The organism is Cohnella baijiui, assembly GCF_020731285.1.
Lineage (GTDB): Bacteria > Bacillota > Bacilli > Paenibacillales > Paenibacillaceae > Cohnella.
In genome coordinates this window covers 1-21311 of sequence record NZ_JAJFOW010000014.1, presented here as the reverse complement: position 1 = coordinate 21311, position 21311 = coordinate 1, and the positions used below count along the sequence as shown (strand labels likewise).

Below are 21311 nucleotides of genomic sequence, written 5' to 3'. Positions count from 1 at the left end.
GTCGGATGAACGCGATCGAGAGATTTTGGTTACGCAAACGGCAAGAAGTCGGCGTGTCGCTTAACGAAGTGCAAAAGCAGGCGGTCCTTCGCACCGAAGGGCCGCTCTTGCTGCTCGCATCGCCGGGGTCGGGCAAGACGACGACCCTGATGATGCGCATCGGCTACCTGATCGAGGAGCTCGGCGTGCTCCCGCCCCGGATCAAGGCCGTTACGTTCAGCCGCGCCGCCGCCCGGGACATGAAGGAGCGCTTTGCGCGGCTGTTCCCGGCACAGGCGGAAGCACGGGTGGGCTTTTCCACCATACACAGCTTTGCCTTCGAGGTGGTGCGGGAGCATTATCGCCGGGCGGGCATCGCCTACCGGCTCATCGAAGGGGATATCGAGCGGGAGGAGGAAGCGGAGGAGGGGGGAGCCCTCCCGCAGGCCGGTCAGAGTCCGGACCCCGACGTGCCCGTGCCGCACAAGAAGTTTATCCTGCGCCATCTGTATCGGACGGTCAAGGGAGAGACGATCACGGACGATCAGATGGAGGTGCTGCTGACCTATATCAGCTACGTGAAAAACAAAATGGTTCCGCCCGCCGGCTGGGCGGACGTGCCGTGCGACGTGCGCGACGCCGACCGGATTCTGCAGGCCTACGAGCAGTACAAGCGAACGGGGAGCGACCGTCTCCTTGTTGACTTCGACGACATGCTCACGATTTGCAACGACGCGCTGGAGCGGGACGCGGACCTGCTCAGGCGGTACCAGCGCCGATACGACTACGTGCTCGCGGACGAGAGCCAGGATACGTCTCTTGTCCAGTTCGCCATCCTGGACAAGCTCGTCCGGTCGCACGGCAATCTGTGCGTCGTCGCGGACGACGATCAGAGCATCTACGGCTGGCGCGGCGCCGAGCCGCGGTATTTGCTTGACTTCAAGCAAGCGTACCCCGGGGCGGATGTCCTCCTCATGGAGCAGAATTACCGTTCCACTCGGGAGATTGTAGGGGCGGCGAACCAGTTCATCAAGCGGAACCGGAATCGATATCCGAAGGAGATGCGCACGAACAATCCGGCAGGCGCGGCCATCGAGAAGCGCTGCCTGCCCGACTTCAAGGAGCAGGCCAAGCACCTGGCCCGTCGGATCGCGGCTTTGTCCGATCCCGGAGCGGCGGCGATCCTGTACCGCAATCACGCGTCGTCCATCGTCATCCTGAACGAGTTCGACCGGGCGGGCATCCCGTTCTACATGAAGGACGGGGATCATCGCTTTTTCGCCCATTGGGTCGTGGAGGACGTGCTGAACTTCATGCGCATGGCCTATACGGACAAGCGGCCGGACCTGCTCGAGCGCATCCACGCCAAGCTGAACGGCTACATTACCAAACACCAGATGGCAGCGCTCAAGCGGATCGACAACCAGGCTTCGGTGTTCGACAACCTCCTCGCGCACGTGCCGCTGCGGGACTACCAGGTGAAGCTGATCCAGGAAGTCAAAACGACGTTCGAGCGGATGAAGGAGCTGCCTCCGCGCCAGGCGATCCGCACGATCCGTTGGCAGCTCGGATACGAGCGGGCGCTCGAGCGGCTGTGCGAGCGGTTCGGATTCCGGCTGGAAACGCTCGTCGGCGTCCTGAATACGCTGGAGGATATCGCGGATACGCTCGAGACGATGACCGACTTCGCAGGGCGGCTCAAGTACCTCGAGGAAATCATGAAGGCGTCCCGCTACCGTTCCAAGCGGGAAGGGGCCGTGACCTTCTCCACGTTCCACAGCGCCAAGGGGCTCGAATTCGACGAGGTGTACATGATCGACCTCATCGAAGGGATCATTCCTTCGCAGGAAGACATCAAAAAGGACGAGCGGGACGAGCCTGCCGACATGGAAGAGGCGGTCCGCCTGTTCTACGTCGGGATGACGCGGGCGCGCAGCCGCCTCACGCTGCTGTCGTACAAGCGCAAGGATGGCGCGCTCGTACGGGAGTCGCGGTTCATGACGGCGGTGCGGGGCGCCGAGCCGTCGCCAGCCGGGAGCCCGCGAACGCAAGCCGGCGCCGGACGCGCCGTTCCGCAGCCGGCAAAAAAAGCGGCCCCCAGCCTCGCGCCGTCGATCCGGGCGGGCAGTCTCGTCCGGCACCGGACGTTCGGAGACGGAGAGGTCGTGGATCGCGACGAAGAACGCATCCGCATCCGGTTCGCGACCGGGGAAAAGCGGCTGTCGGTGCAGGCTTGCGCGGAGCAGGGACTGCTCGAGCCGGTATAAGGAGCGGCCGGGACCGTGTCCGGAAAGAGGGAACGGCCCGATCGAAAAATCTTTACAACGGCGCTGCGGTCCGGTACAATTTGTTCAGATCGATCCAACAAACGAATAAACGCAGCGTTACTGGAGGAGCCTGTCAATGACAGGCTCCTCTTTGCCTTTTTTAGGCATGCGAGGGCCTCCGGACGCGGAGGCCATTTTCATTTTTCGGGAGGTCATCATGGAACAGCAAGCGATTTTGGCTATTGCGATTTTCCTTATCATCTACGCGCTCATCATCTCCGAGAAGATCCACCGGACGATCGTCGCCATGATCGGCGGCGTGCTGATGGTGGCGCTCGGCATCGTCGGGCAGGAGACGGCGATCCATCACATCGACTTCAATACGCTGGGTCTGCTCATCGGGATGATGATCATCGTCAATATTACCGCCGAGACGGGCTTGTTCCGTTATATGGCGATCTGGGCGGCCAAAAAAGCGAAAGGGAACCCCGTCTTCATCCTGCTCGCCCTCAGCGTCATCACCGCGATCGGTTCGGCGTTCCTCGACAACGTCACGACGATTCTGCTGATGGTGCCGGTCACCTTCAGCATTACGCGGCAGCTGCGCGTCAATCCCGTTCCTTTCCTGATCGCCCAGATTATCTCCTCGAACGTCGGGGGCACGGCGACGCTGATCGGAGACCCGCCGAACATCATGATCGGCAGCGCCGTCCCCGAGCTGACATTCATGTCGTTTATCGCGAATCTGGCTCCGGTCGCGGCGCTTATCATGCTGGTCTATCTGCCGCTGTTCGCGCTGCTGTTCCGCAGACAGATCCGGACGACGCCGGAGCTGACGCGCGGCATCATGGAAATGGACGAACGGCAGTTGATTACTGACCGCAAGCTGCTGATCAAGAGCCTGTCTATCCTGGGGCTGACGATCATCGGATTTTTCCTTCACCAGGCGCTGCATCTGGAGTCCGCGACGGTCGCGCTCGCCGGCGCGTTCCTGCTGCTCCTGCTGACCGGCGAGCACGCGATGGAATCCGCGCTCACCAAGGTCGAATGGACGACGATCTTCTTCTTCGTCGGCCTGTTCGTCCTCGTCTCGGGGCTGGTCGAGACCGGCGTCATTGCGGAGCTCGCGGCCAAGGCGATCGAATGGACCGGCGGCGATCCGGTCGCCACGTCGATGCTGATCCTGTGGCTGAGCGCGATCGCCTCCGCCTTCCTGGACAATATCCCGTTCGTCGCCACGATGATCCCGATGATCCAGGAGATGGGCAACATGGGCGTCACCAACTTGGAGCCGCTCTGGTGGAGCCTCGCGCTCGGCGCCTGCCTCGGCGGCAACGGCTCGCTCATCGGCGCGAGCGCGAATCTGATCGCGGCGGGGCTGTCCGGCAAGGAAGGGTATCCGATCCGCTTCGTGTCATTCCTGAAGATCGGCTTTCCGCTGATGCTGCTGTCCGTCGTCATCGCGAGCGGCTATGTTTATTTGAGATACTTGATGTAATGCAAAGAAACATAAGCGATTTGAAATTTTTACGGGGATGTATCTCCCTCCGGTTGCTGATCCACCCCACAAAGTGATGTATTGCTCCGAAGCGGTATCTGATACTTTGCGGGGACCCCGGGATGCCGTCGTGAAATCTGAAATGGGAACCCCGTCAAAAGGGGATTTCACGGCGGCAAAAGGCTAACGCTTCGCTCCTCCGGGAGATACATCCCCTTTTTCCTCTCGCAACTTTAAAGGCAAAGACGGCTCAAAACCGAAATCGGTGCTTGACCAGAGAAAAAAATACGAGTACGTAAAAAGCGTGCCAAAATCTAATGGTTGTGAGCGACGCTATTTGGGCTGAAAATGGGGTTTGCAAAATGTAACGGTTGCCGGCGAGCCTATTTCCCGTTTTTTCGTAGGCAGAGGGGCTGTTTCGTCCAAATAGGCGCGCATACAACCGTTAAAAAGAAACCTCCGTTTTTTTGTCCGATTAAGCGCAATGGTAACCGTTACCGTAGCCATGTTCCAAACGGGTCACTCGTTCGAGGCTCATTCGTTGGTCAAGCACCGATTTCTAGGGTGAGCCAAAGAAGCTTAGCGATTTGAAATGGGGGGATGTATCACCCTCCGGTTGCTGATCCACCCCACAAAGTGATGAATCGCTCCGAAGCGGTATCTGATACTTTGCGGGGGACCCCGGGATGCCGCCATGAAATTTGAAATGGGAACCCCGTAATAAGGGGACTTCATGGCGGCAAAAGGCAAACGCTTCGCTCCTCCGGGAGATACATTCCTTCTGTTCCTTATCGCTTCTTTCCAATCGCTTCTTTCTTAACCCGCGCGCCCGGCGGAGGCCGGCACGGTCCGGATCGCGCGCCCGGTTAGTGCATGCACGAGCACGTGGCCTTCGGCCGAACCGTCGGCGCGTACGCCGTAGGGAACGGCGTAGACGAGCGGGGTGCCCGGACGATCCGCCAGGTAGTACAGCTTCGGGCGGCCGAGGTCCGCCGGCGCCTCGCCCGTCGCGGCCGCCGCTTGCTCCGCCGCTTGGCGCTCGCCGATCGCCGGATGCTGCGCGCGGTAGAACAGCTTGCGCTCGAGGCCGGGGTGGATGACGCCTTCGACGCGTTGGAGGACGCCCTTCGGACCGATCTCCAGCTCGACGCCGTCCCCCCACACCGGCGTCCGGTAGACGAGCCGCTCCAGCCGGATATGGGACACGCCGTCCTCCACCCGGAATCCGGTCACGACGAGGTCCTGGCGGGGCTGTCGCAGGCCGTAGAGCCGCTTGGTCCGCTCGAAGTAGGTATAGGCGATCCAGGAGGGCGAATGATTCGACGGACCGGACAGCTCGCCGGCGACGAGGGCGGGCGTGCCCGTTTCCTCGTTCCACCGGAGCTTTACGGGCGCGCCGCTGATCCGCTCGAGCCGCTTGAGCGCGGCGCGTGCGTCCTGCGGAATCGATTCGGCGGCGGCGACCGCCGCGGGGGTGAGCAGCAAAGCGAGGGAGACGAGCGCTCCCAGGCACCATCTCGGCGCCGGCCAGTTCGTCATGCGGGGTGATCCTCCTTCGACATCGAAATCTATCGGAATATCGATTACAATAAAGTATCGCCATCTCTAGGAGGAGTAATAACCATGCGTATCGGCGCGATTGAAGCCGGCGGCACGAAAATCGTGTGCGGCCTCGGCAACGAGCAAGGCATTATCGAAGATCGGGTCAGCTTTCCGACCGAACAGCCGGAAAAGACGCTGCCGCAGATCATCGCTTATTTTCAGGACAAACATGTCGAGGCGATCGGCATCGGTTCGTTCGGACCGATCAACATCGACCCTTCGAGCCCGGAATACGGACACGTAACGACGACCCCCAAGCCGGGCTGGACGAATTACCCGTTCCTCGCCAAGATGAAGGAAGCGTTCGACATCCCCTTCGGCTGGGATACCGACGTGAACGCCGCCGCGCTCGGCGAAGCGACGTGGGGGGCGGCCCAAGGGCTGGATAGCTGCGTCTACTATACGATCGGCACGGGCGTCGGGGTCGGCGTCTACGCCGAAGGCAAGCTGGTGCATGGTCTCGTCCATCCGGAAGGCGGCCATATTCTGACTCGTCGCCATCCGGACGATACGTACGAGGGCTTCTGCCCGTACCACGGCGACTGCCTCGAAGGCATCGCCGCCGGCCCCGCGATCGAGCGGAGATGGAAGGTCAAGGGCAGCGAGCTGCCGCCCGACCATCCGGCCTGGGCGATGGAGGCATTCTACATTGGACAAGCGGTGGCGGGCACGATTCTGCTGCTGTCTCCGAAGCGGGTCATCCTCGGCGGCGGCGTCATGCATCAGCTGCAGCTGTTCCCGCTCGTCCGCGCCGAAGTGCAGCGCAACCTGAACGGCTACGTGCGCGCGGAGGCCGTGCTCGCCGAGATCGACACCTACATCGTGCCGCCGGGTCTCGGCGACAACGCAGGTCTCGCCGGCTCGCTCGCCCTCGGCTTGAACGCGCTCCGCGCGCGGGTCTGACGCCTCATGCGACCTGCGGCGCGGCGGGACCGGGCGCTGTGGATCGGCGTCGGCGCTTGCTTCTTCGTCCTGATGTTCGGGCTGTTTATCCTTGCGGCGCAGCCCGGCGGGATGAAGGAGCGGATGCAGCTGCTGAACGAGCCCCGCGAATATACCTACGCCTCGGCGACGGCGGCGAACGGGATGGAGCTGCACGTGCTGCAGACCGATCCGGCCAACATCACGCTATTGGCCGTGCGGAACAACCTGACGGTCGCGCCCTTCTACGGCATCAATGGCGGTTTTTTCTACGAAAACGACCTGCTCAGCATGGCGATCGTGAACGGTGCGCCCGTCGCGGGCGATGCCGGACGCTATGGCGCCGGCAGCGAAAACGTCAAATACGCGAGGGGGACGCTCGTGTGGGACGGCGTCTCGCGCGCCCTCAGCGTACAGGTGGTTCGGAGGCCGGAGGAGCTGCAGGTCGCCGACCGGGCGAACTATTGGGCGCAGGGCGGCATCAGCATGAGCCTCGGCCTGGACGAGAGCTGGGCCGCTCAGACGCTGCTGGAGAACGCTCCCTTCGCCGAGGAGGAGCGTCTGCGGTCCGCGGCCGTCTATGACGAGGAGGGCCGCCTGTATCTCGTCGTCAGCCGGACGCGCGGGACGCTGGCTGCCTTCCGCGAAGCGATCCTCGAGACCGTTGGCCAGGGCAAGCTGAAGGACGGCGTCTTCCTCGACGGAGACGGCTCTTCCCAGCTGCGCAGCCGGGAGATGAGCCTGCCGGGGGACAACCGTCCGGTCGTGCAGATGATGAGTCTGTTGCATTAAGCGAAAGCGCGGCGAGCCGCCGGGATCGATTCGGATTCCGGCGGCTCTGTCGTTGGTCGGAGCGAAAGCTCAGGCGCGGGACTTGACGGTCCCGGACGTCGCCTGGGCTTTTGGCGTTCGGACGAAGGCGAAATAGACGAGCGCGAGGCTCAGCAGCGTCACCGCGGCCAGACCGAGATAGACGTTGCTGAACAGCGAGGCGGCGCCTGCGCGCGCCAGCGGGTTGAACGGTGTACCGGCCGAAGCGCCGTCCGCGATTTTGCTCACGATCGCCCCCGTGACCGCGCCGGACATGAAGTTCGACAGCGAGACGACGCCCATGCCGACGCCGGTTTGCTCTGCGGGCAGCGTGGCGGCGAGCAGCTTGGTCATGGACGCTTGGTAGAAAGAGATCCCCACGTTGCAGAAAATGAGGCAGAGCGAGACGATCCAGACGGCATAACCGCTGACGGACGAAAGCGCGAGCATGCCGACGATCAGAAGGCTGAGCGCGCAGACGATCATCGGCAGGCTGCCTTTCAGGTCGGTCATCTTCCCGCCGTAGCGGCCGAGGAGCGCGGCGCTCATCGCCGCCGGGAACAGGATAAGGCCGATCTCGGTGGTGCTCGCCCCGTAGGCCGCGCTCAGCATCATCGGCGTCAGGAACGTCACGGCGAAGGCCGCGCCCAAGGTCAGAAAGCCGATGGTCAGTCCCGCGCGGAAGCCGCCGCTGCGGAAGACGGCCGGCTGGATGAACGGATGCGAGGACGTGCGGACGCGGACGACGAACAGCGCGAGCAGCACGGCGCCGGCCGCGAGGAGCCAGCCGTTCCAACGGGTGATGCCCAGCATGGCGGTCGCCATCGCCCCGGCCAGCAGGACGGCGCCCGGGAGGTCGAACCGGCCGGGCCGGACCTCTTCCCTGGGCAGCCAGCGGCGCAGAAAGGGCAGCGTCGCGAGGGTGCCGACGGAGATGAGGAACAGGAAGCGCCAGTCCAGCCAGCCCGAGACGAAGCCGCCGACGATTGGGCCGACGCCCGAAGCAAAGGCGATCGCCGATGCGATGACGCCGAGCACCCGGCCCCGGCGTTCCGGCGCGAACAAACGGATCGGGATGATCGTCGCGAGCGCCGGAATGGAGGAGGCCCCGGCGGACTGGATGAAGCGGGCGGCAAGCACCATCGGATAGTTCTGCGACGCGAATCCGAGGATCGAGCCGGCGGCGAACAGCAGAAGTCCGATGGTGAGCAGCCTGCGCAGCGGGTATTTATCGGCGAGTTTGCCGTAAGTAAGCGATCCGACTGCATAGATGATGGAGTAGCCGGTAACGACCCAGCCGGCTTCGGACGGGAGTAGATGAAACGCCCGGGAAATCTCCGGCAGCGCGATGTTGAACATCGTGGCGTTCATGACCGAGAAAAGCAGAATAAAGCAGAGCAGCCGGACAAGCTTGTCGACATTGCCGGAATCGGCGGCGCCTGGAGCGCCCGCGCCGGCAGCCGTTCGGGCTGCGCGGAGAGATGACGGTTCTGTTGCCATGGGAGAAAACCCTCTTTCCGTTTCATGTGAGTGTTGGTTAGCGTTCACTAACATTTTCGTGTTAAAAAAACTAGGGCGTCAAAGCCCTAGCGAACAGCTGAACGCTGCTCTCGACGAAGTCGGCGATGGGAATGTCCGCAATGTCGGAGCTGCCCGGCTGGTTGTTCAGAAAGGCGCCGTGCTGCATCCACAGAAACGCAGCCGAATGTGTTACGGCGTCGATCGGGATGATCTTGCCCTCCCGCTGCAGGCGTTTCAAATAGTCCGTCAGCATCTCCCGAAGGGCCTGGGGATGCTTGTGCGCGCGGGCGACGAAGCCGGGGATCTGCTTGCCTTCCTTCATGATAATATGCAAAATCTTGCGATTGCGATGCATGATCTCGTGATAGGCGGCGGCGACGTAGCGGAGATCGGTGTAGAGGTCGCCTACTAGCTTCTCTGCAAAGATTTTGCGCATCTCGCCGGCGTAGTGAAACCGGTCGAGCGCTTCCTCGAGCAGGCTCTGCTTGCTGCCGAAGTGCCGGAACAGCGTCATCTCGCTTACGCTGGCGGCGGCGGCGATTTCTTTGGTCGTGGTGCCCTTGTAGCCTTGTTCGGCGATCAGATCGACGGCCGCGTACAGCAGGCGATCCTTGGTGCCGCGTTTGCCTCCTCGATCGGCATTCGTCATCATGCGCAACCCTCCTTTCTCAAGGAACGCTCATTGTTGGTTTGTTAGTGAATGCTAACTATCGTTCTCCTATCTTAGGATGCGCTCCATGAAATGTCAAGGCTCCAATCGCCCGCAACCATTCCCGCTCGGAATCCGTCTAGGGAGGAGAGACTGGGAACAGGGGGCGGGAGCGATGAAACGGAACCTGCGGAAGACGACGGCGCTCGCGCTGGCCGGGACGGCGCTGGTTGCGGCGCTGGCCGGCTGCGGCGGCAGCTCCGTCGCGGGCGGAGATCGCGGCTTGGGGTCGGCGAGCGCAGAGACGGTCGCTTCGCCGATGATGGAGCAAGAGACGTCCAAGCCGACTTTGGACGGCTTCGTCGTGCGGCGGGACGGCGGCCGCATGCTGGTAGTCACGCCTGTCGCCAAGCACTTCGGCGCACAGGGAGGCAGGAACGAGTATTACGAGGCGATTTGGTTTACCGGCGCCCCCTCCGAGGCCAAAGTCGGCCGCCGGGTTCAGGTATGGACGACCATGATCGACGAGTCTTACCCGGGACAAGCCCGCGCGGAGCGCGTCGAAGTCGCGGACGAGGTCCGGCCGGACGGAGCGAAGCGGACCGAAGCGGAGGCGATCCGCGCGGCGCTCGAATCACCTGCGGCCGCACGATACGCGAGGTTGGCGCCCGTCGTGAAGTCGGTCGCGTTCGATGCCGCCTCGTCCATCTGGACGGTCGAGATCGCGGGCGGCGGAGGAGAGGGAATGGCGAAGCTTCGCGTTGACGATCGGACGGGACGGGCGGACGAAAAGGTTTCCGTGGAAGCACCGGCTGGCTCCCCAGCCGAGATGTACGCGCTCGCGATGGACGCCTTTCTGACGGCGGCGGGCGTGGAGACGGGGAGCTACATCCGCTATGCCGCCGTCGTTTGGGGCGAACGGGCGCCATCCGTCCAGGAACAACAAGCAGTCCTGGCCGCGCTTGGCGCTATGCGCGGGGTGGAGGCGATCGCCGCGACGTTGGAGCAGCTGAAGGAAGACGGCAAGACCGATGAATCCGGCGGACTGCCGGACGGGGTGCTGCTGAAGGTGGACGATGCGGTCGTGAAGGCGAATCAAGCCGTCCTGACCGGCAGCGTCTATCGCTCGCCCAAAGGGGGAAGCGGAATGGAAGTTGCGCTGGAGCGAAAGGACGGGCGTTGGCTTGTGACGGCGGCGAAGACGACTTGGATTAGCTGAATTGCCGGCGAGTTCGAGAGAGGGATCTGCGTCACGCAACCGGGATCTGGAGCAGCAACCGTGTTGACTTCCTTACGACGCCCCAAGTATGCTAGCAGAAACGAAACCTAGTAGGAGGTCCAGCATGACGCAGGAGTCCCGCTCTTATCCCTTGTTCGTCGGTTCTTACGGCTCCGCCGCCGAGGCGGGCGTGCGGTTGTTCACGTTCGACCCCGAATCCGGCAAGCTGCAGCAAGAGCAAAGTCTGACCGGCATTGAAAGCCCTTCCTTTCTCGCCTACGACGCCCGTCGCAGCACGTTGTACGTCGTCAGCGAGACCGGCGACGGGAACGCGCAGGGCGGCGCGGTCGTCGCCGTTCGCGTCGACCCGGACGACGGCCGGTTGACGGAGATCAACCGTCAACCGACGCTCGGCGATCATCCGTGCCATCTGTCTCTCGATCCGTCTGGCGACTGGCTGCTGCTCGTCAACTACAGCGGAGGCTCGATCTCCATTTACCCGATCGGGTCGGACGGCGCGCTGGGCGCTCTTTCGCAAAAGCTCGATCATAAGGGGAGCAGCGTAAACGCGGATCGCCAGGAAGGCCCGCACCCGCACGCGATCTATCCGGTACCGGGCACGGACTTTTATCTGGCCAATGATCTCGGCACGGATACGGTGTATACGTACCGGCTCGACCGGCAGCGGGGAGAGCTGCTGCTCCATCGCGAGACCAAGGTCGTCCCCGGCGCCGGCCCGCGCCATCTGGCGATCCATCCGACGCGGCCGTTCGTCTATGTCATCGAGGAGTTGTCCAGCGCGATCGACGTATTTGCCTTGGACGCGGCTGAAGGCGCCTTGACGCACCTCCAAACGCTGTCCACGCTGCCGGAGGCGTTCGCCGGGAAGAGCTACTGCGCGGAGGTGGCCGTTTCCCGCGACGGACGCTTCGTCTACGGTTCCAACCGCGGCCACGACAGCATCGCCTCGTTCCGCGTCGGCGCGGACGGCCTGCTGGAGCCGATCGGCCATACGCCGTCCGGCGGCAAGACGCCGCGTAACTTCCTGCCGCTCCCGGACGGCCGCTGGATCCTCTCGGCCAATCAGGATACCGACTGGATCGCGGTGCTCTCCGTCGACGAGGACGGCTATCCGACGCTGACGGAGTCCGGCTACCCGATGCGCAAGCCGGTCTGCATCCGTCTGCTGGAACGCATTTAATCGTCTGGGAACATCCTTGGCTTTGTGCCCGTTGACGAAACGCATTGTGCTCCCCAACGGATAGTATTTGCACGTGAAGGAAGCGCACGTTGAAAGGCTTGCCCGGTTTATCGATCGGGCAAGCCTTTTGGCATGTATGCGAGTTTGATATGTAGTCGCAACACCCGAATCCGCCGCTGCATCGTTGTAACGTCAACGTAAACAAAAAAAGCCCTGCTCCTCTTCAATGGAGCAGGACCGGGTAAAGGTGGCCGTTTGCGGCGAACGACGTCGCTCCAGTCTCCTCGGACACGACGAGGACGATGGCGTCGCTGCGCTCGGACAGCCCGACGGCCGCGCGATGGCGCGTGCCCATCTTTTGGTGGACGTGGATCGCCGAGAGCGGCAGCACATTGGCCGCGCTGACGATGGCGTTGCCCTGGACGAGAACGGCGCCGTCGTGGAGCGGGCTGCCCGGGTGAAACAACGATTCGAGCAGCAAGTGCGAGACCGAGGCGCCGACGGGAATGCCGTTGTGCAGAAAGTCCGCGAGCAAGTCGTCCCGCTGCACGACGATGAGCGCCCCGATCTTCCGCTTGGACAGATGCCGGAGGCTCAGCGTAAGCTCGTTGTACCGTTCGGTGAAAGGGGACAGATAGCAATTCAAATAAAAGCTGCCCGCCACGGATTGCACCCGCTGGAAGCGGCGACCGAATTGTTCGAACCGCTCCAGCAGGCATTGCCCCTCGCTGTCGATCCTTCCGATGCTCTCCTGGAGCTCGGCGGCGAGCTCCGTCAGATTGGTCTTGATCATTTCCTTCATGGGGGAAAAGTCGCAATCTTCGCTCTGCCCGCTCCATGCCATCCGGTTCACGTCCCTCGCAAGTCGTTCACTTAGGAAGGTTCTCCCTCGTCGCTGGGCGTTATTCCTTTTACGGTGACGACCGGCTGATTCTTGATCGCGTACATCTCCTGAAGCATGTGAATTTCCCGGTACAGGTGCAGCAGTTCGGCCTCCTTGTCCTGGATGAGGAGCTGCATCGCTTCGATCTTTTCCTCCAGCGCGCGCGCCCCTTCCGGATCGTGGATGGCGACTTCGGGGGTGCAGCCGAACGTTTCTCTGGCCCACATGTCCGCAGCGATTCGCCCCTTGAGCAGGTAGATGTCTTTGTATGTCTCGAAAATGGCGTTCAGCGTCCTGCGGCTGTCCCAGCCCAGGATGCGCACGCTGTTTTTGGCGTGCTCCGCGGCCATGGCGAGGTGGAATTCTTTCAGCTGGCCGCGGGTTGCTTCGGCGCGTTCGATCTCGACGATAAACGCCGGATAGACCAGTCTGAACAGCTCCGCGACTTCTTCCAGCTCTAGCGACGAGTTCTCGGTTGTCTCGTTCATCGGGAGCCCGTCCTTTCTATGGAATTCAGGGTTTGGTTTCCCCATCGTACCAAAGATCGCGGACCGAAGCACGTTTATCAGAAAACGTTAATGTAGCTACGGCCGAATCGTCACGCGGGTCCCGATCGGGACGAGCGAGGCGAGCTTCAGCACGTCTTCGTTGTACATGCGGATGCAGCCGTGCGACACCATCCGGCCGATCGAGGACGGGTCGTTCGTGCCGTGAATGCCGTAATGCGGCTTGGACAGTCCCATCCACATCGCGCCGAACGGTCCGCCGGGATTGGGCTCCTTGTTGATGATGCGAAAATCGCCGGTCGGCGTCCGGGTGACCATCTTGCCCACCCCGACCGGGTATTGGTCCACGACCCTGTCCCCGTCGAGCAGATACAGCGTGCGTTCGCCGATATCGACGATGATCCGGTAGACCGGCATGCGAATCCCCTCCTTCCGCCAGCGTATGACGGGGGAGGGGATCGGGTCAGCCCAACTTGGCTAGACGGACATCGGAAGTCCTTTCTGTTGTCCGCGGGAAGAAGGACCGGCAGGTCTGTCAGAGGCTTCCGCCTTGCGGAGGAACTTCTGGCCGCGCCAGCGGACGAGCACGAGGAGTCCCCGCACCATCTCGTCCGCGATCATGCAGCAGTAGATGCCGATCAGCCCCCAGCCAGCGCCGATGCCGAGCCAATACGAGCAGCCGGTCGCGATGATCGACATCGAGCCGATGGCGGTGTACATCGTATAGCGGGTATCCCCGACGGCGTTCAGCGAATTGCCGATGGCCATGTTGAGCATTTTGCACGGCTGCAGCAGCAGATTGAGCGCGAGCAGGGAGACGCCCATGGCGACGATGTCGGCGTCCGAGGTGAACATGCCGAGCAGCGCGTGGCCGAGCAGGTACAGGAGCAGCGCGTTGGCGGTCACGACCGCCAATCCGATATACAGCGCGCGGTAGGCGCTGCGGTAAGCCTCGCGCGTTTTGCCCGCCCCGTACAGATGGGCGATCTGGATCTGGACCGCGAGCGCAAAGGCGTAGCCGAGCATAAAGCAGAACGATTCGAGCGTGTTCATGTACGTCCGGGCCGCCAGTTCCTTGGCTCCGAGCTGCGCCAGATACGAATAGATCGCGAGCTGGGAGAACACCCAGCAGGACATATTGACGCCGAGCGGCCAGCCGATGCGCAATATTTCTTTGAACAGGCCGGTGCTCCACACCCAGAAGTCCCGCAGCCGGATTTTGCGTTCGAACGTATTTAGGAACAGGTACAGCAGCACGAATACGGCAAGCAGCCGGCTCGCGTTGCCGGAGATCGTCACGCCGGCGAGACCCAGCTTCGGCATGCCGAAAGAACCAAAGATGAATACGTAATTCAGAAAAATGTGCAGCGCGTTCATCCCGATTCCGACGAACATGGGCGCGCGCGTATTGCCTGTGTTGCGAATGGAGGTGCTGAGGCTGGCGATCATCGCCGTCAGGAACATCCCGCCGCCGAAGTAGGCGACGTAGGTTTTCCACAGCGGGATCAGTTCTTCGGAGACGTGCAGAAGACGCGCGAGCGGCACCGGTATCAGATACAGGACGGTGCTGATCAAAAGGCCGATGCCCGTGCTGATCGTGACCGACATGATGCCGATCGTGCGGGCGTCCTCGCCGCGCTTCGCGCCCAGCCGCTGGGCGATTAGGATGCCGGCCCCGCCCGAGATCGTCATGAACAGCGTGGTGAGCGCGTTGAACAGCTGTCCGGCGAGCCCGACCACCGCCACGGCGTCGTCGGAGATGCGGCTGACCATGATCGTATCCGCCATGCCGAGCAGCGCCTGCAAGAACACTTCTATAAAGATCGGCCACGCGAGCATCCACAGGCCGTATGGATTGGAATTTGCTTTCAAGATTGAAACCCTCCTGCTTTCCCTTGGTGTCGATATGATGAGGCTCTGTTGCCATGTTCATAGTCAGAACAAATTATAGATGCTATACTGGGAGGCATGTGTCAGATTTCCAACCGAAACTTTCAATTTACAAACCTCAATAGGGAGGAGGGGAGAGGTGAATCTGCTGGAATTCACGGTGCCTCCGCTGCCGCACTACATCGTGAGCGGGCATACCGACTTCGAGCCGGGACATCGGCATATGAACCGCCGCAACGTACAGATTTTCGATCTGCTCGTCGTGAACCGCGGACGCCTCTTCATGGGCGAGGAGGACCGGAGGTTCGAGGTAGGCGTCGGCGAGTCGCTCATCCTGCGACCGGACCGGTACCACTACGGGACGGAAGGCTGTAGGGAGCTGACCTCCTACTATTGGCTGCATTTTCAGACGACGGGAAGCTGGACGGCGACCGACACGCTGGAAACGTCAGGCTATCATGTGCCGATCGATGTCAACTCTCCATCCGTGCAGTTCGCGACGCGGACGTTTCCGCTTCAGCTCCCACAGTACGCCAAGCTGCTGCAGCCGGTCAAGACGATCGAGACGCTGCAGCAGCTCGTCCAGCTGGCGCCGTCGGCCCACCTCGGAGCCGCCAAGCTCAAGCAGCAGCTGTTGTTTCAGGAGATCGTGCAGCAGTTGGCCGCCTGCGTCGCGCCCGAGCGGTCTTCGCCGGGCACCTCCTGCGCGGAGCAGGCAGCCGCTTACTTGCGCAGCCATTACCGCGAGGAGATCACGGCACAGAAGCTCGGCGAAAGTCTGCGGTTCCACCCCGTCTACATCGCGCGCTGCATGCAGCGGGAGTACGGTTGCTCGCCGACCGAATACTTGCTGCGGTACCGGATCGAGCAGAGCAAGCTGCTGCTGATGCAGACGGATTACACGATCGCCCGCATCGCCGAGGAGGTCGGCTTTAACCAGGCGCCGTACTTCAGCTCCAGCTTCCTCAAAGTGGAAGGCCTCTCTCCGCGCAAGTACAGGCAGCGGTTCGCGCAGGGGTGAAGGTTGCCGCGAATGCGGACAAACGCGCGGTAAGGGCTGCCCGACGAGTCGTTGACGACCCTCGGGCAGCCCTGATCGAGATGTTGTGCAGAAAAACCGAGTAACGCAGTCCCTACAAGTCCTCGCAGCTTGGAGTTGTGCGGAAAAACGGAGTAACTTCGCGTTCGCTGGTGTCCGGGAGTGCGAGTTAAGCGGAAAAACCGAGCAGCGCTGTCCCTCCAAGTCCTCGCAGCTTGGAGTTGTGCGGAAAAACCGAGTAACTTTGCGTTCGCTGGCGTCCGGGAGTGCGAGATATGCGGAAAAACCGAGCAACGCTGCCCCTACAAGTCCTCGTAGCTTGGAGTTATGCGGAAAAACCGAGTAACTTTGCGTTCGCTGGTGTCCGGGAGTGCGAGATATGCGGAAAAACCGAGCAGCGCTGTCCCTCCAAGCCCTCGCAGCCTGGCGTTGTGCGGAAAAACCGAGTAGCTTTACGTTCGCTGGTGTCCGGGAGTGCGAGTTAAGCGGAAAAACCGAGTAACGCTGTCCTTACAAAACTCGTAGTCTCGAGATCGCCGTGAAAATTGACTAAATCTCCGCCTACGAGCCCTCCAGCCCCTGACATCGTCGAAAAAATCGACGAACTCCCCGCCTACGAGCCTCCTCGTCTCTGACATCGTCGAAAAAGTCGACGAACTCCCTACCTACGAGCCCTCTCGTCTCTGACATCGTCGAAAAAATCGACGAACTCCCTGCCTACGAGCTCTCTAGCCCCTGACATCGTCGAAATATCAACTATTTCCCTGCCCGCAAGCCTCCGCCCCCGCACCGCAGCCGATCGCGTCACGCTAAGCGCCTTGCTCTTCCTGCACGTCCAGCGGCAGCGTGATTCGGAGGCGGCAGCCGCCGCCATCCTCCGTCTCGCCGATGCGGACGGTGCCGCCGAGCAGGTGCACGCGCTCCATCATCGCGCTGAGGCCGAAGCCGGGCTTGGCCGTGCCGAAAGGCAGTCCATTGTTGGACAGGTCGAACTCAAGCCGGTCTTCCGCCGCCCAAAGCTCGAACCAAAAGGTGTCGCAGCGCCCGTGGCGAAGGCCGTTCGTAATGCCCTCCATCAGCGCGTGGTAGACCACCTTCTGAAGGAGGGGGCTGAGAGACGGGAGCGGCTGCGGCTTATAAGCGAAAAACGCGCCCGTTTGCACGGCGCTCTCGCGGATCAGCTCCTTCACGGCGGTGAGCAAGTCGAACTCGACATCGTCTTCTTTGAGCATCCGCACCGTCCGGCGCACGTCGTTCAGTCCTTTGCGGACCATCTCGCCGGCGGCGTTCAGACGTTCGACCGACTTCGCCAGATCGCGATCCGCCAGCTTTTTGGCCGCTTCGATCTGGACGATCGCCGCCGTCAGCGAGTGGCCGACGAGGTCGTGCATATCGTGCGCGATGCGGTTGCGCTCCTCGAGAACGGAGACTTCCGCCAGCGCCTCCGCCGTCTCTCGCACGGATCCGGCGAGGTGATGATTGGCTTCCTCCAGCTCCAGCGTCCTCCGACGTACCAGGTCTTCGAGCGAATGGTGGAACTGAGCGAGCTTCAGCTGGATCTCGATCCGCGCGAGGAGCTCGCCTTGGGTGAAGGGTTTGGTCAAATAGTCGTTGGCGCCGGCGTCGAAGCCGAGCGTCAGCCGGTCGATCCGGTGGTACGCGGAGAGGAGGATGATCGGCAGCTCGCTCGGACTCCATCGTTCGCGTATGCGTCGGCAAACGTCATAGCCGGTCATCCCCGGCATCAAGACGTCGAGCAGCACCAGGTCGGGCTTGATCTGGCCGTCCATGACGGCGGCGAGCGCTTCGACGCCGTTGCCGGCGGTAATCAGGCGATAGTCGGCGTGCCGCAAAAAGTGGCGGAGTACCTCGAGATTGACCGGTTCGTCGTCGGCGAGAAGGAGGGTCGGCCGTTCCCGTCCGGCCGCGATCGAGCCGGCCTCGGTCCCTTCATGCGGGGTGTCGTCTGGCCGAGAAGGGGCCAAGGAAAGAGGGAGGATGCCGTCTTCCCGGATTCGGCCATTCTCCTCTTTCGGCTGCAGGCCGTTCTGTGGGGGTTCGGTCCCTTCCGCAAGTCGGCTGGCCGAATCCTGCAGCATCCCGGTGTGCGCGAGGAGCTCCGGCACCATTTTCTCATCCGCTTCGTCCGCTGCGTCCTTGTCGGCATAGGGCAAGCCGAAGGAGATTGTCGTCCCCTCGCCCGGACGCGAAACGACGGACAGGGCCGTGCCGTGCAAGCTGGCCAGCCGGCTCGTTATGGGCAAGCCGAGGCCCATGCCGCCGCCATATTCCGCCGCTGGCGCGCCGAACGGCTCGAACAGCGTCTCTGCCCGCTCCGGCGGAATGCCCGGACCGCTGTCCGCGACGGAGACGACGATCCGGTCCGCTTCGCCGGACACCGCGATCCGCACTTCGCCCGCTTTGGTATATCGGATGGCATTGCCGACCAGGTTGTACAGCATCTGCTCCAAGCGGGCCGCGTCGGCAAGCGCCGTGAGCGGCAAGCCGCCTTCGTCCGTCGCCGGAGTCCGCTCCACCGACAGCCTCAGCTGCTGGCGCGCGGCTAGCGGCGCCAGCGCGGCGGCGACGGTCTCGCAGGCGGCGACCGCATCGACGGGGGCGAGTCTCAGCTTGATGTCGTCGTTCCGCAGCCGGTCCAGATCGAGAATGTCGTTGACCAGATGCAGGAGCCGCTCGGCGCTGTCTCGGACAAGCCGCAGGTTGCGCTCCATCTCGCCGCCGACGGGGCCGGCGGCGCCGTCCAGCATGGCTTCCGTGAGTCCGGAGATGCCATGAAGCGGCGTGCGCAGCTCATGCGACGTGTGACTGAGGAAGTCGTCCTTCAGCCGGGACAGCGCCGATAGCTCCCGGTTGGCCGCCGCAAGTCGCTCGGCGTTGCGCTGCAGCGAGCGGTAGACGCCTGCATAGCGCCCTAGCAGGACGATGAGCAAGCTGCCGATAAACATAAACAGGCCGAGGGGCAGCGCGTATGCGATCGCGTAGTAGACCGGCATAGGCAGCATAAACTCCAAGCTGTCCCCGAAGAGCGCGTCGGCGTTCGTCAAGAACAAATAACCGAAAACGCCGACGAACAACGCCGCAAAGCCGAACGACAGCCAGCGGAATTCGTTCGGATTCTCCCGGAGCAGCTTGCGCCGGCTGCGGACGAGCGTATAGGACATGAGGCCGCAGAGCGGAAGCACGATAAAGACGGGCCACTGCAGAATGCTGGCCTGGTACAGATGACTGTCGATCAGGGAAAGCCAAGCGGCTATGCCTGTATAAGCAAGGGCGCCCGCCGTCAACGCGCGGTACAGCCGGGTGTAAGAACCGCGCAGCGCCCCGCCGTAAAAGCCGATGAAGCCCACGATGCCGAGCGGGAGGAGCAGGTCGCGGAAATAGGACAGATGGGAGACGGGCAAATCAAGAAAGACCCGGGTGGATACCAGGTTCGAGAAGAAGCCGACGCCCGCACAGGCCGTGATGAGCGCAAACCATGCGTATAGCGCTTCGGAGCGGCGCCGAAGATAGACGAGCAGCGATACGGCCGCCGCTGCGGAGAACAGGACGCTGAACACCGCGTACAGCGAGTCGTTTTGCACGATTAGGCGGTCCAGCATGCGGCGGTCGGCGATGATATGCCAGACGGGCGGCAGGGGATGCCGGTCCCAGCGGATCTTGAAGGCGAGCTCGCGCGGCTGGTCGCCTGGCGTCAGCTTGGCGATTTGCATGGACATGTCGGGATTCAGGTAGGGATCTGGATGTTCCATGTTATAGCTGAACAGCCGCTTGCCGTTCTCGTAAACTTCGAAGGATTTGGCATAAATCAGCGTGACGTTTGGGTCCGCCGTATGGAGCTTCGGCATGTCCCGCCGCAGCCAGACGATCCCCCGGTAATCGGCGAAACCCCGTTTTTCCGCGTTGTTCAGCGGCTTCCAATCCTCTTGGCCGTCCTGGGCGCGTTCTCCCCAAAGGACGCTCCAATCTTTTTCGTAAGAGGCGATGATCGCGCCCTCGGAGACGGCATGCGAGCCTTTCAGCGCCAGAGGCACGAGAAGCGCCGTCAGGGACGCGGCGACGAGCGCCAGCGCCTTTGCCAGAAATGGAAAACGTCGTTTAGAGGCGGGCACGCAGCAGCAGCTCCTTTAGCCAATCGGCGGCAGCCCGCCGGTCGTTCGTGCCGATCTTGCCGTAGATGACGCTGACATAGTTGCGAACGGTCCCTTCGCTCATGAACAGGGTGGCCGCGATCTGTTTGTTCGTATAGCCTTCGACCAGCAGCAGGATGATCTTGCGTTCCCGGTCGGTGAAGACCAGTCCCTGCCCGCTCAGCTTGGCCTCATCGAAGTCGTAGGCGATTTGCGAAGCGACCCGGGCCGCCAGCTTGGCTGCGACCAGCGGCGGCAGCAGCAGCTCTCCCGCAATCGCGTCGCGCACCGTCCGGACGACGCGATCGGCTGCGAAGTCTTTCAGCAAGAAGCCGTTAGCCCCGCTCGCCAGCGCGTCTACGATGATCTTCTCCTCGGCGAACGTCGTCAGCATCAGCACGACGATATGGGGATAATCCCGCTTGATCAGCTTCAGCGCTTCGACTCCGTCCATCACCGGCATTTTGACGTCCATCAAGACGATGTGGGGCCGGCAGCGTCCCGCCGCCTCGTAAGCTTCTCGGCCATTTTCGGCGTTGAAGACGACGTCCATATCTTCCTCCAATTGCAGGATCGTCTGCAGCCCTTCGCGCATCAGGCGCTGATCGTCGGCAATGACGATGCGGATCATGGGAGCCCCTCTTTCGATCGAACGTCCTCGCTTCATTTTGATAGTAACAGACGGCGCCACACCGCGAATAGGGGTTTGGGCAAAGCGGTGACCGGGCGCATGACCGTTGGGACTCGCGTCACGTTTCTACCCGTTGTCGTCACATGAGCACGATGACGAAAGTCATGAAGCGCGGTCGGCAACGGCGGCGGCATCTAAGGTGTACGCATCCGTTTCGGGCGTCAGGCGGCGGATGAGGGGGAAAAGATCTGTATATTTGGCTAGGACTGCGTTGGTCGAGCGGAAAGCAGTAAAACGTTCCGCACATGGCGTCATTTCGGCGTCGGGTAACGGATGAGTGGGAAAAAGTATCGTACATTCCGGGGAAAGTGAGGCCGAGCGTGCGATGAGCGGGAGCAAATACCGCACCTTGCGTTCATTCGGCTTCATATGGCGGATGAGCGGGAAAACTTACCATACATTCGCCCTGGATGACGCCGATCGCTCGGAGATCCATACATTCGCCCTGGATGACGCCGATCGCTCGGAGATCCATACATTCGCCCTG

At 62.2% G+C, this 21311-nt stretch carries 16 protein-coding genes; 7 read left to right on the top strand and 9 right to left on the bottom strand.

The features are described 5' to 3' along the window. Positions 1–5 precede the first annotated feature (5 nt). On the top strand, positions 6–2246 hold the full coding sequence (locus LKX83_RS15055; protein ID WP_227883104.1) for an ATP-dependent helicase: 2241 nt from the start codon (positions 6–8) through the stop codon (positions 2244–2246). A 217-nt stretch (positions 2247–2463) separates the two neighbouring features. Next, positions 2464–3744 (top strand): ArsB/NhaD family transporter, encoded by a 1281-nt coding sequence (locus LKX83_RS15050; RefSeq protein ID WP_227883103.1) that lies wholly within the window; start codon positions 2464–2466, stop codon positions 3742–3744. 816 nt (positions 3745–4560) lie between these two features. Here the strand turns inward: LKX83_RS15050 and LKX83_RS15045 are convergent. Continuing rightward, a complete protein-coding gene (locus tag LKX83_RS15045; RefSeq protein ID WP_227883102.1) occupies positions 4561–5283 on the bottom strand; it encodes a hypothetical protein in 723 nt (240 codons plus the stop codon). Positions 5284–5367: 84 nt separating this feature from the next. On the opposite strand from LKX83_RS15045, the gene LKX83_RS15040 reads away from it, so the two are divergent. Together LKX83_RS15040 and LKX83_RS15035 are read left to right on the top strand one after the other, a co-directional pair. After that, positions 5368–6249: an ROK family protein gene (locus LKX83_RS15040; RefSeq protein ID WP_227883101.1), complete on the top strand. Its 882-nt coding sequence runs from the start codon at positions 5368–5370 to the stop codon at positions 6247–6249. A 6-nt stretch (positions 6250–6255) separates the two neighbouring features. Beyond that, a complete protein-coding gene (locus LKX83_RS15035) occupies positions 6256–7059 on the top strand; it encodes a hypothetical protein (RefSeq protein ID WP_227883100.1) in 804 nt (267 codons plus the stop codon). Positions 7060–7128: 69 nt separating this feature from the next. On the opposite strand, the gene LKX83_RS15030 is transcribed toward LKX83_RS15035, so the two are convergent. Continuing rightward, the gene (locus tag LKX83_RS15030) at positions 7129–8577 is read right to left on the bottom strand and encodes an MFS transporter (protein WP_227883099.1); all 1449 of its coding nucleotides are present in this window, start codon (positions 8575–8577) and stop codon (positions 7129–7131) included. 70 nt (positions 8578–8647) lie between these two features. Further along, the gene (locus LKX83_RS15025) at positions 8648–9250 is read right to left on the bottom strand and encodes a TetR/AcrR family transcriptional regulator (RefSeq protein WP_227883098.1); all 603 of its coding nucleotides are present in this window, start codon (positions 9248–9250) and stop codon (positions 8648–8650) included. 172 nt (positions 9251–9422) lie between these two features. Between LKX83_RS15025 and LKX83_RS15020 the strand changes: the two genes are divergently transcribed. Next, a complete protein-coding gene (locus LKX83_RS15020; protein WP_227883097.1) occupies positions 9423–10466 on the top strand; it encodes a DUF3221 domain-containing protein in 1044 nt (347 codons plus the stop codon). A 124-nt stretch (positions 10467–10590) separates the two neighbouring features. Further along, a complete protein-coding gene (locus LKX83_RS15015; RefSeq protein WP_227883096.1) occupies positions 10591–11667 on the top strand; it encodes a lactonase family protein in 1077 nt (358 codons plus the stop codon). A 223-nt stretch (positions 11668–11890) separates the two neighbouring features. On the opposite strand, the gene cdaS is transcribed toward LKX83_RS15015, so the two are convergent. From cdaS to LKX83_RS14995, 4 genes are all read right to left on the bottom strand, one after another. Next, complete coding sequence (gene cdaS / locus LKX83_RS15010; protein ID WP_227883095.1) at positions 11891–12511, bottom strand: sporulation-specific diadenylate cyclase CdaS; 621 nt, start codon at positions 12509–12511, stop codon at positions 11891–11893. Between the two features lie 29 nt (positions 12512–12540). After that, positions 12541–13038, bottom strand: coding sequence for a hypothetical protein (locus tag LKX83_RS15005; RefSeq protein ID WP_227883094.1), 498 nt, complete (start codon positions 13036–13038; stop codon positions 12541–12543). Between the two features lie 96 nt (positions 13039–13134). After that, positions 13135–13473, bottom strand: a complete 339-nt coding sequence (locus LKX83_RS15000; RefSeq protein WP_227883093.1) for a L,D-transpeptidase — start codon at positions 13471–13473, stop codon at positions 13135–13137. 60 nt (positions 13474–13533) lie between these two features. Continuing rightward, a complete protein-coding gene (locus LKX83_RS14995) occupies positions 13534–14931 on the bottom strand; it encodes an MATE family efflux transporter (RefSeq protein WP_227883177.1) in 1398 nt (465 codons plus the stop codon). A 154-nt stretch (positions 14932–15085) separates the two neighbouring features. Between LKX83_RS14995 and LKX83_RS14990 the strand changes: the two genes are divergently transcribed. Then, on the top strand, positions 15086–15967 hold the full coding sequence (locus LKX83_RS14990; RefSeq protein ID WP_227883092.1) for a helix-turn-helix transcriptional regulator: 882 nt from the start codon (positions 15086–15088) through the stop codon (positions 15965–15967). An 827-nt stretch (positions 15968–16794) separates the two neighbouring features. On the opposite strand, the gene LKX83_RS34390 is transcribed toward LKX83_RS14990, so the two are convergent. Then, positions 16795–20115 carry an ATP-binding protein gene (locus LKX83_RS34390; RefSeq protein WP_227883091.1) on the bottom strand — a complete coding sequence of 1107 codons (3321 nt, stop codon included), beginning with the start codon at positions 20113–20115 and terminating at the stop codon, positions 16795–16797. Next, positions 20102–20764 (bottom strand): response regulator transcription factor, encoded by a 663-nt coding sequence (locus tag LKX83_RS14980; RefSeq protein ID WP_227883090.1) that lies wholly within the window; start codon positions 20762–20764, stop codon positions 20102–20104. The genes LKX83_RS34390 and LKX83_RS14980 overlap by 14 nt, the downstream gene beginning before the upstream one ends. Between the last annotated feature and the right edge of the window lie 547 nt (positions 20765–21311).

What these genes read in the sequence shown, in the direction of transcription:
- LKX83_RS15055 (WP_227883104.1), top strand. Translation starts at nt 6, where the DNA reads ATGAACGCGATCGAGAGATTTTGGTTACGCAAACGGCAAGAAGTCGGC.
- LKX83_RS15050 (WP_227883103.1), top strand. Translation starts at nt 2,464, where the DNA reads ATGGAACAGCAAGCGATTTTGGCTATTGCGATTTTCCTTATCATCTAC.
- LKX83_RS15045 (WP_227883102.1), bottom strand. Translation starts at nt 5,283, where the DNA reads ATGACGAACTGGCCGGCGCCGAGATGGTGCCTGGGAGCGCTCGTCTCC.
- LKX83_RS15040 (WP_227883101.1), top strand. Translation starts at nt 5,368, where the DNA reads ATGCGTATCGGCGCGATTGAAGCCGGCGGCACGAAAATCGTGTGCGGC.
- LKX83_RS15035 (WP_227883100.1), top strand. Translation starts at nt 6,256, where the DNA reads ATGCGACCTGCGGCGCGGCGGGACCGGGCGCTGTGGATCGGCGTCGGC.
- LKX83_RS15030 (WP_227883099.1), bottom strand. Translation starts at nt 8,577, where the DNA reads ATGGCAACAGAACCGTCATCTCTCCGCGCAGCCCGAACGGCTGCCGGC.
- LKX83_RS15025 (WP_227883098.1), bottom strand. Translation starts at nt 9,250, where the DNA reads ATGATGACGAATGCCGATCGAGGAGGCAAACGCGGCACCAAGGATCGC.
- LKX83_RS15020 (WP_227883097.1), top strand. Translation starts at nt 9,423, where the DNA reads ATGAAACGGAACCTGCGGAAGACGACGGCGCTCGCGCTGGCCGGGACG.
- LKX83_RS15015 (WP_227883096.1), top strand. Translation starts at nt 10,591, where the DNA reads ATGACGCAGGAGTCCCGCTCTTATCCCTTGTTCGTCGGTTCTTACGGC.
- cdaS (WP_227883095.1), bottom strand. Translation starts at nt 12,511, where the DNA reads ATGGCATGGAGCGGGCAGAGCGAAGATTGCGACTTTTCCCCCATGAAG.
- LKX83_RS15005 (WP_227883094.1), bottom strand. Translation starts at nt 13,038, where the DNA reads ATGAACGAGACAACCGAGAACTCGTCGCTAGAGCTGGAAGAAGTCGCG.
- LKX83_RS15000 (WP_227883093.1), bottom strand. Translation starts at nt 13,473, where the DNA reads ATGCCGGTCTACCGGATCATCGTCGATATCGGCGAACGCACGCTGTAT.
- LKX83_RS14980 (WP_227883090.1), bottom strand. Translation starts at nt 20,764, where the DNA reads ATGATCCGCATCGTCATTGCCGACGATCAGCGCCTGATGCGCGAAGGG.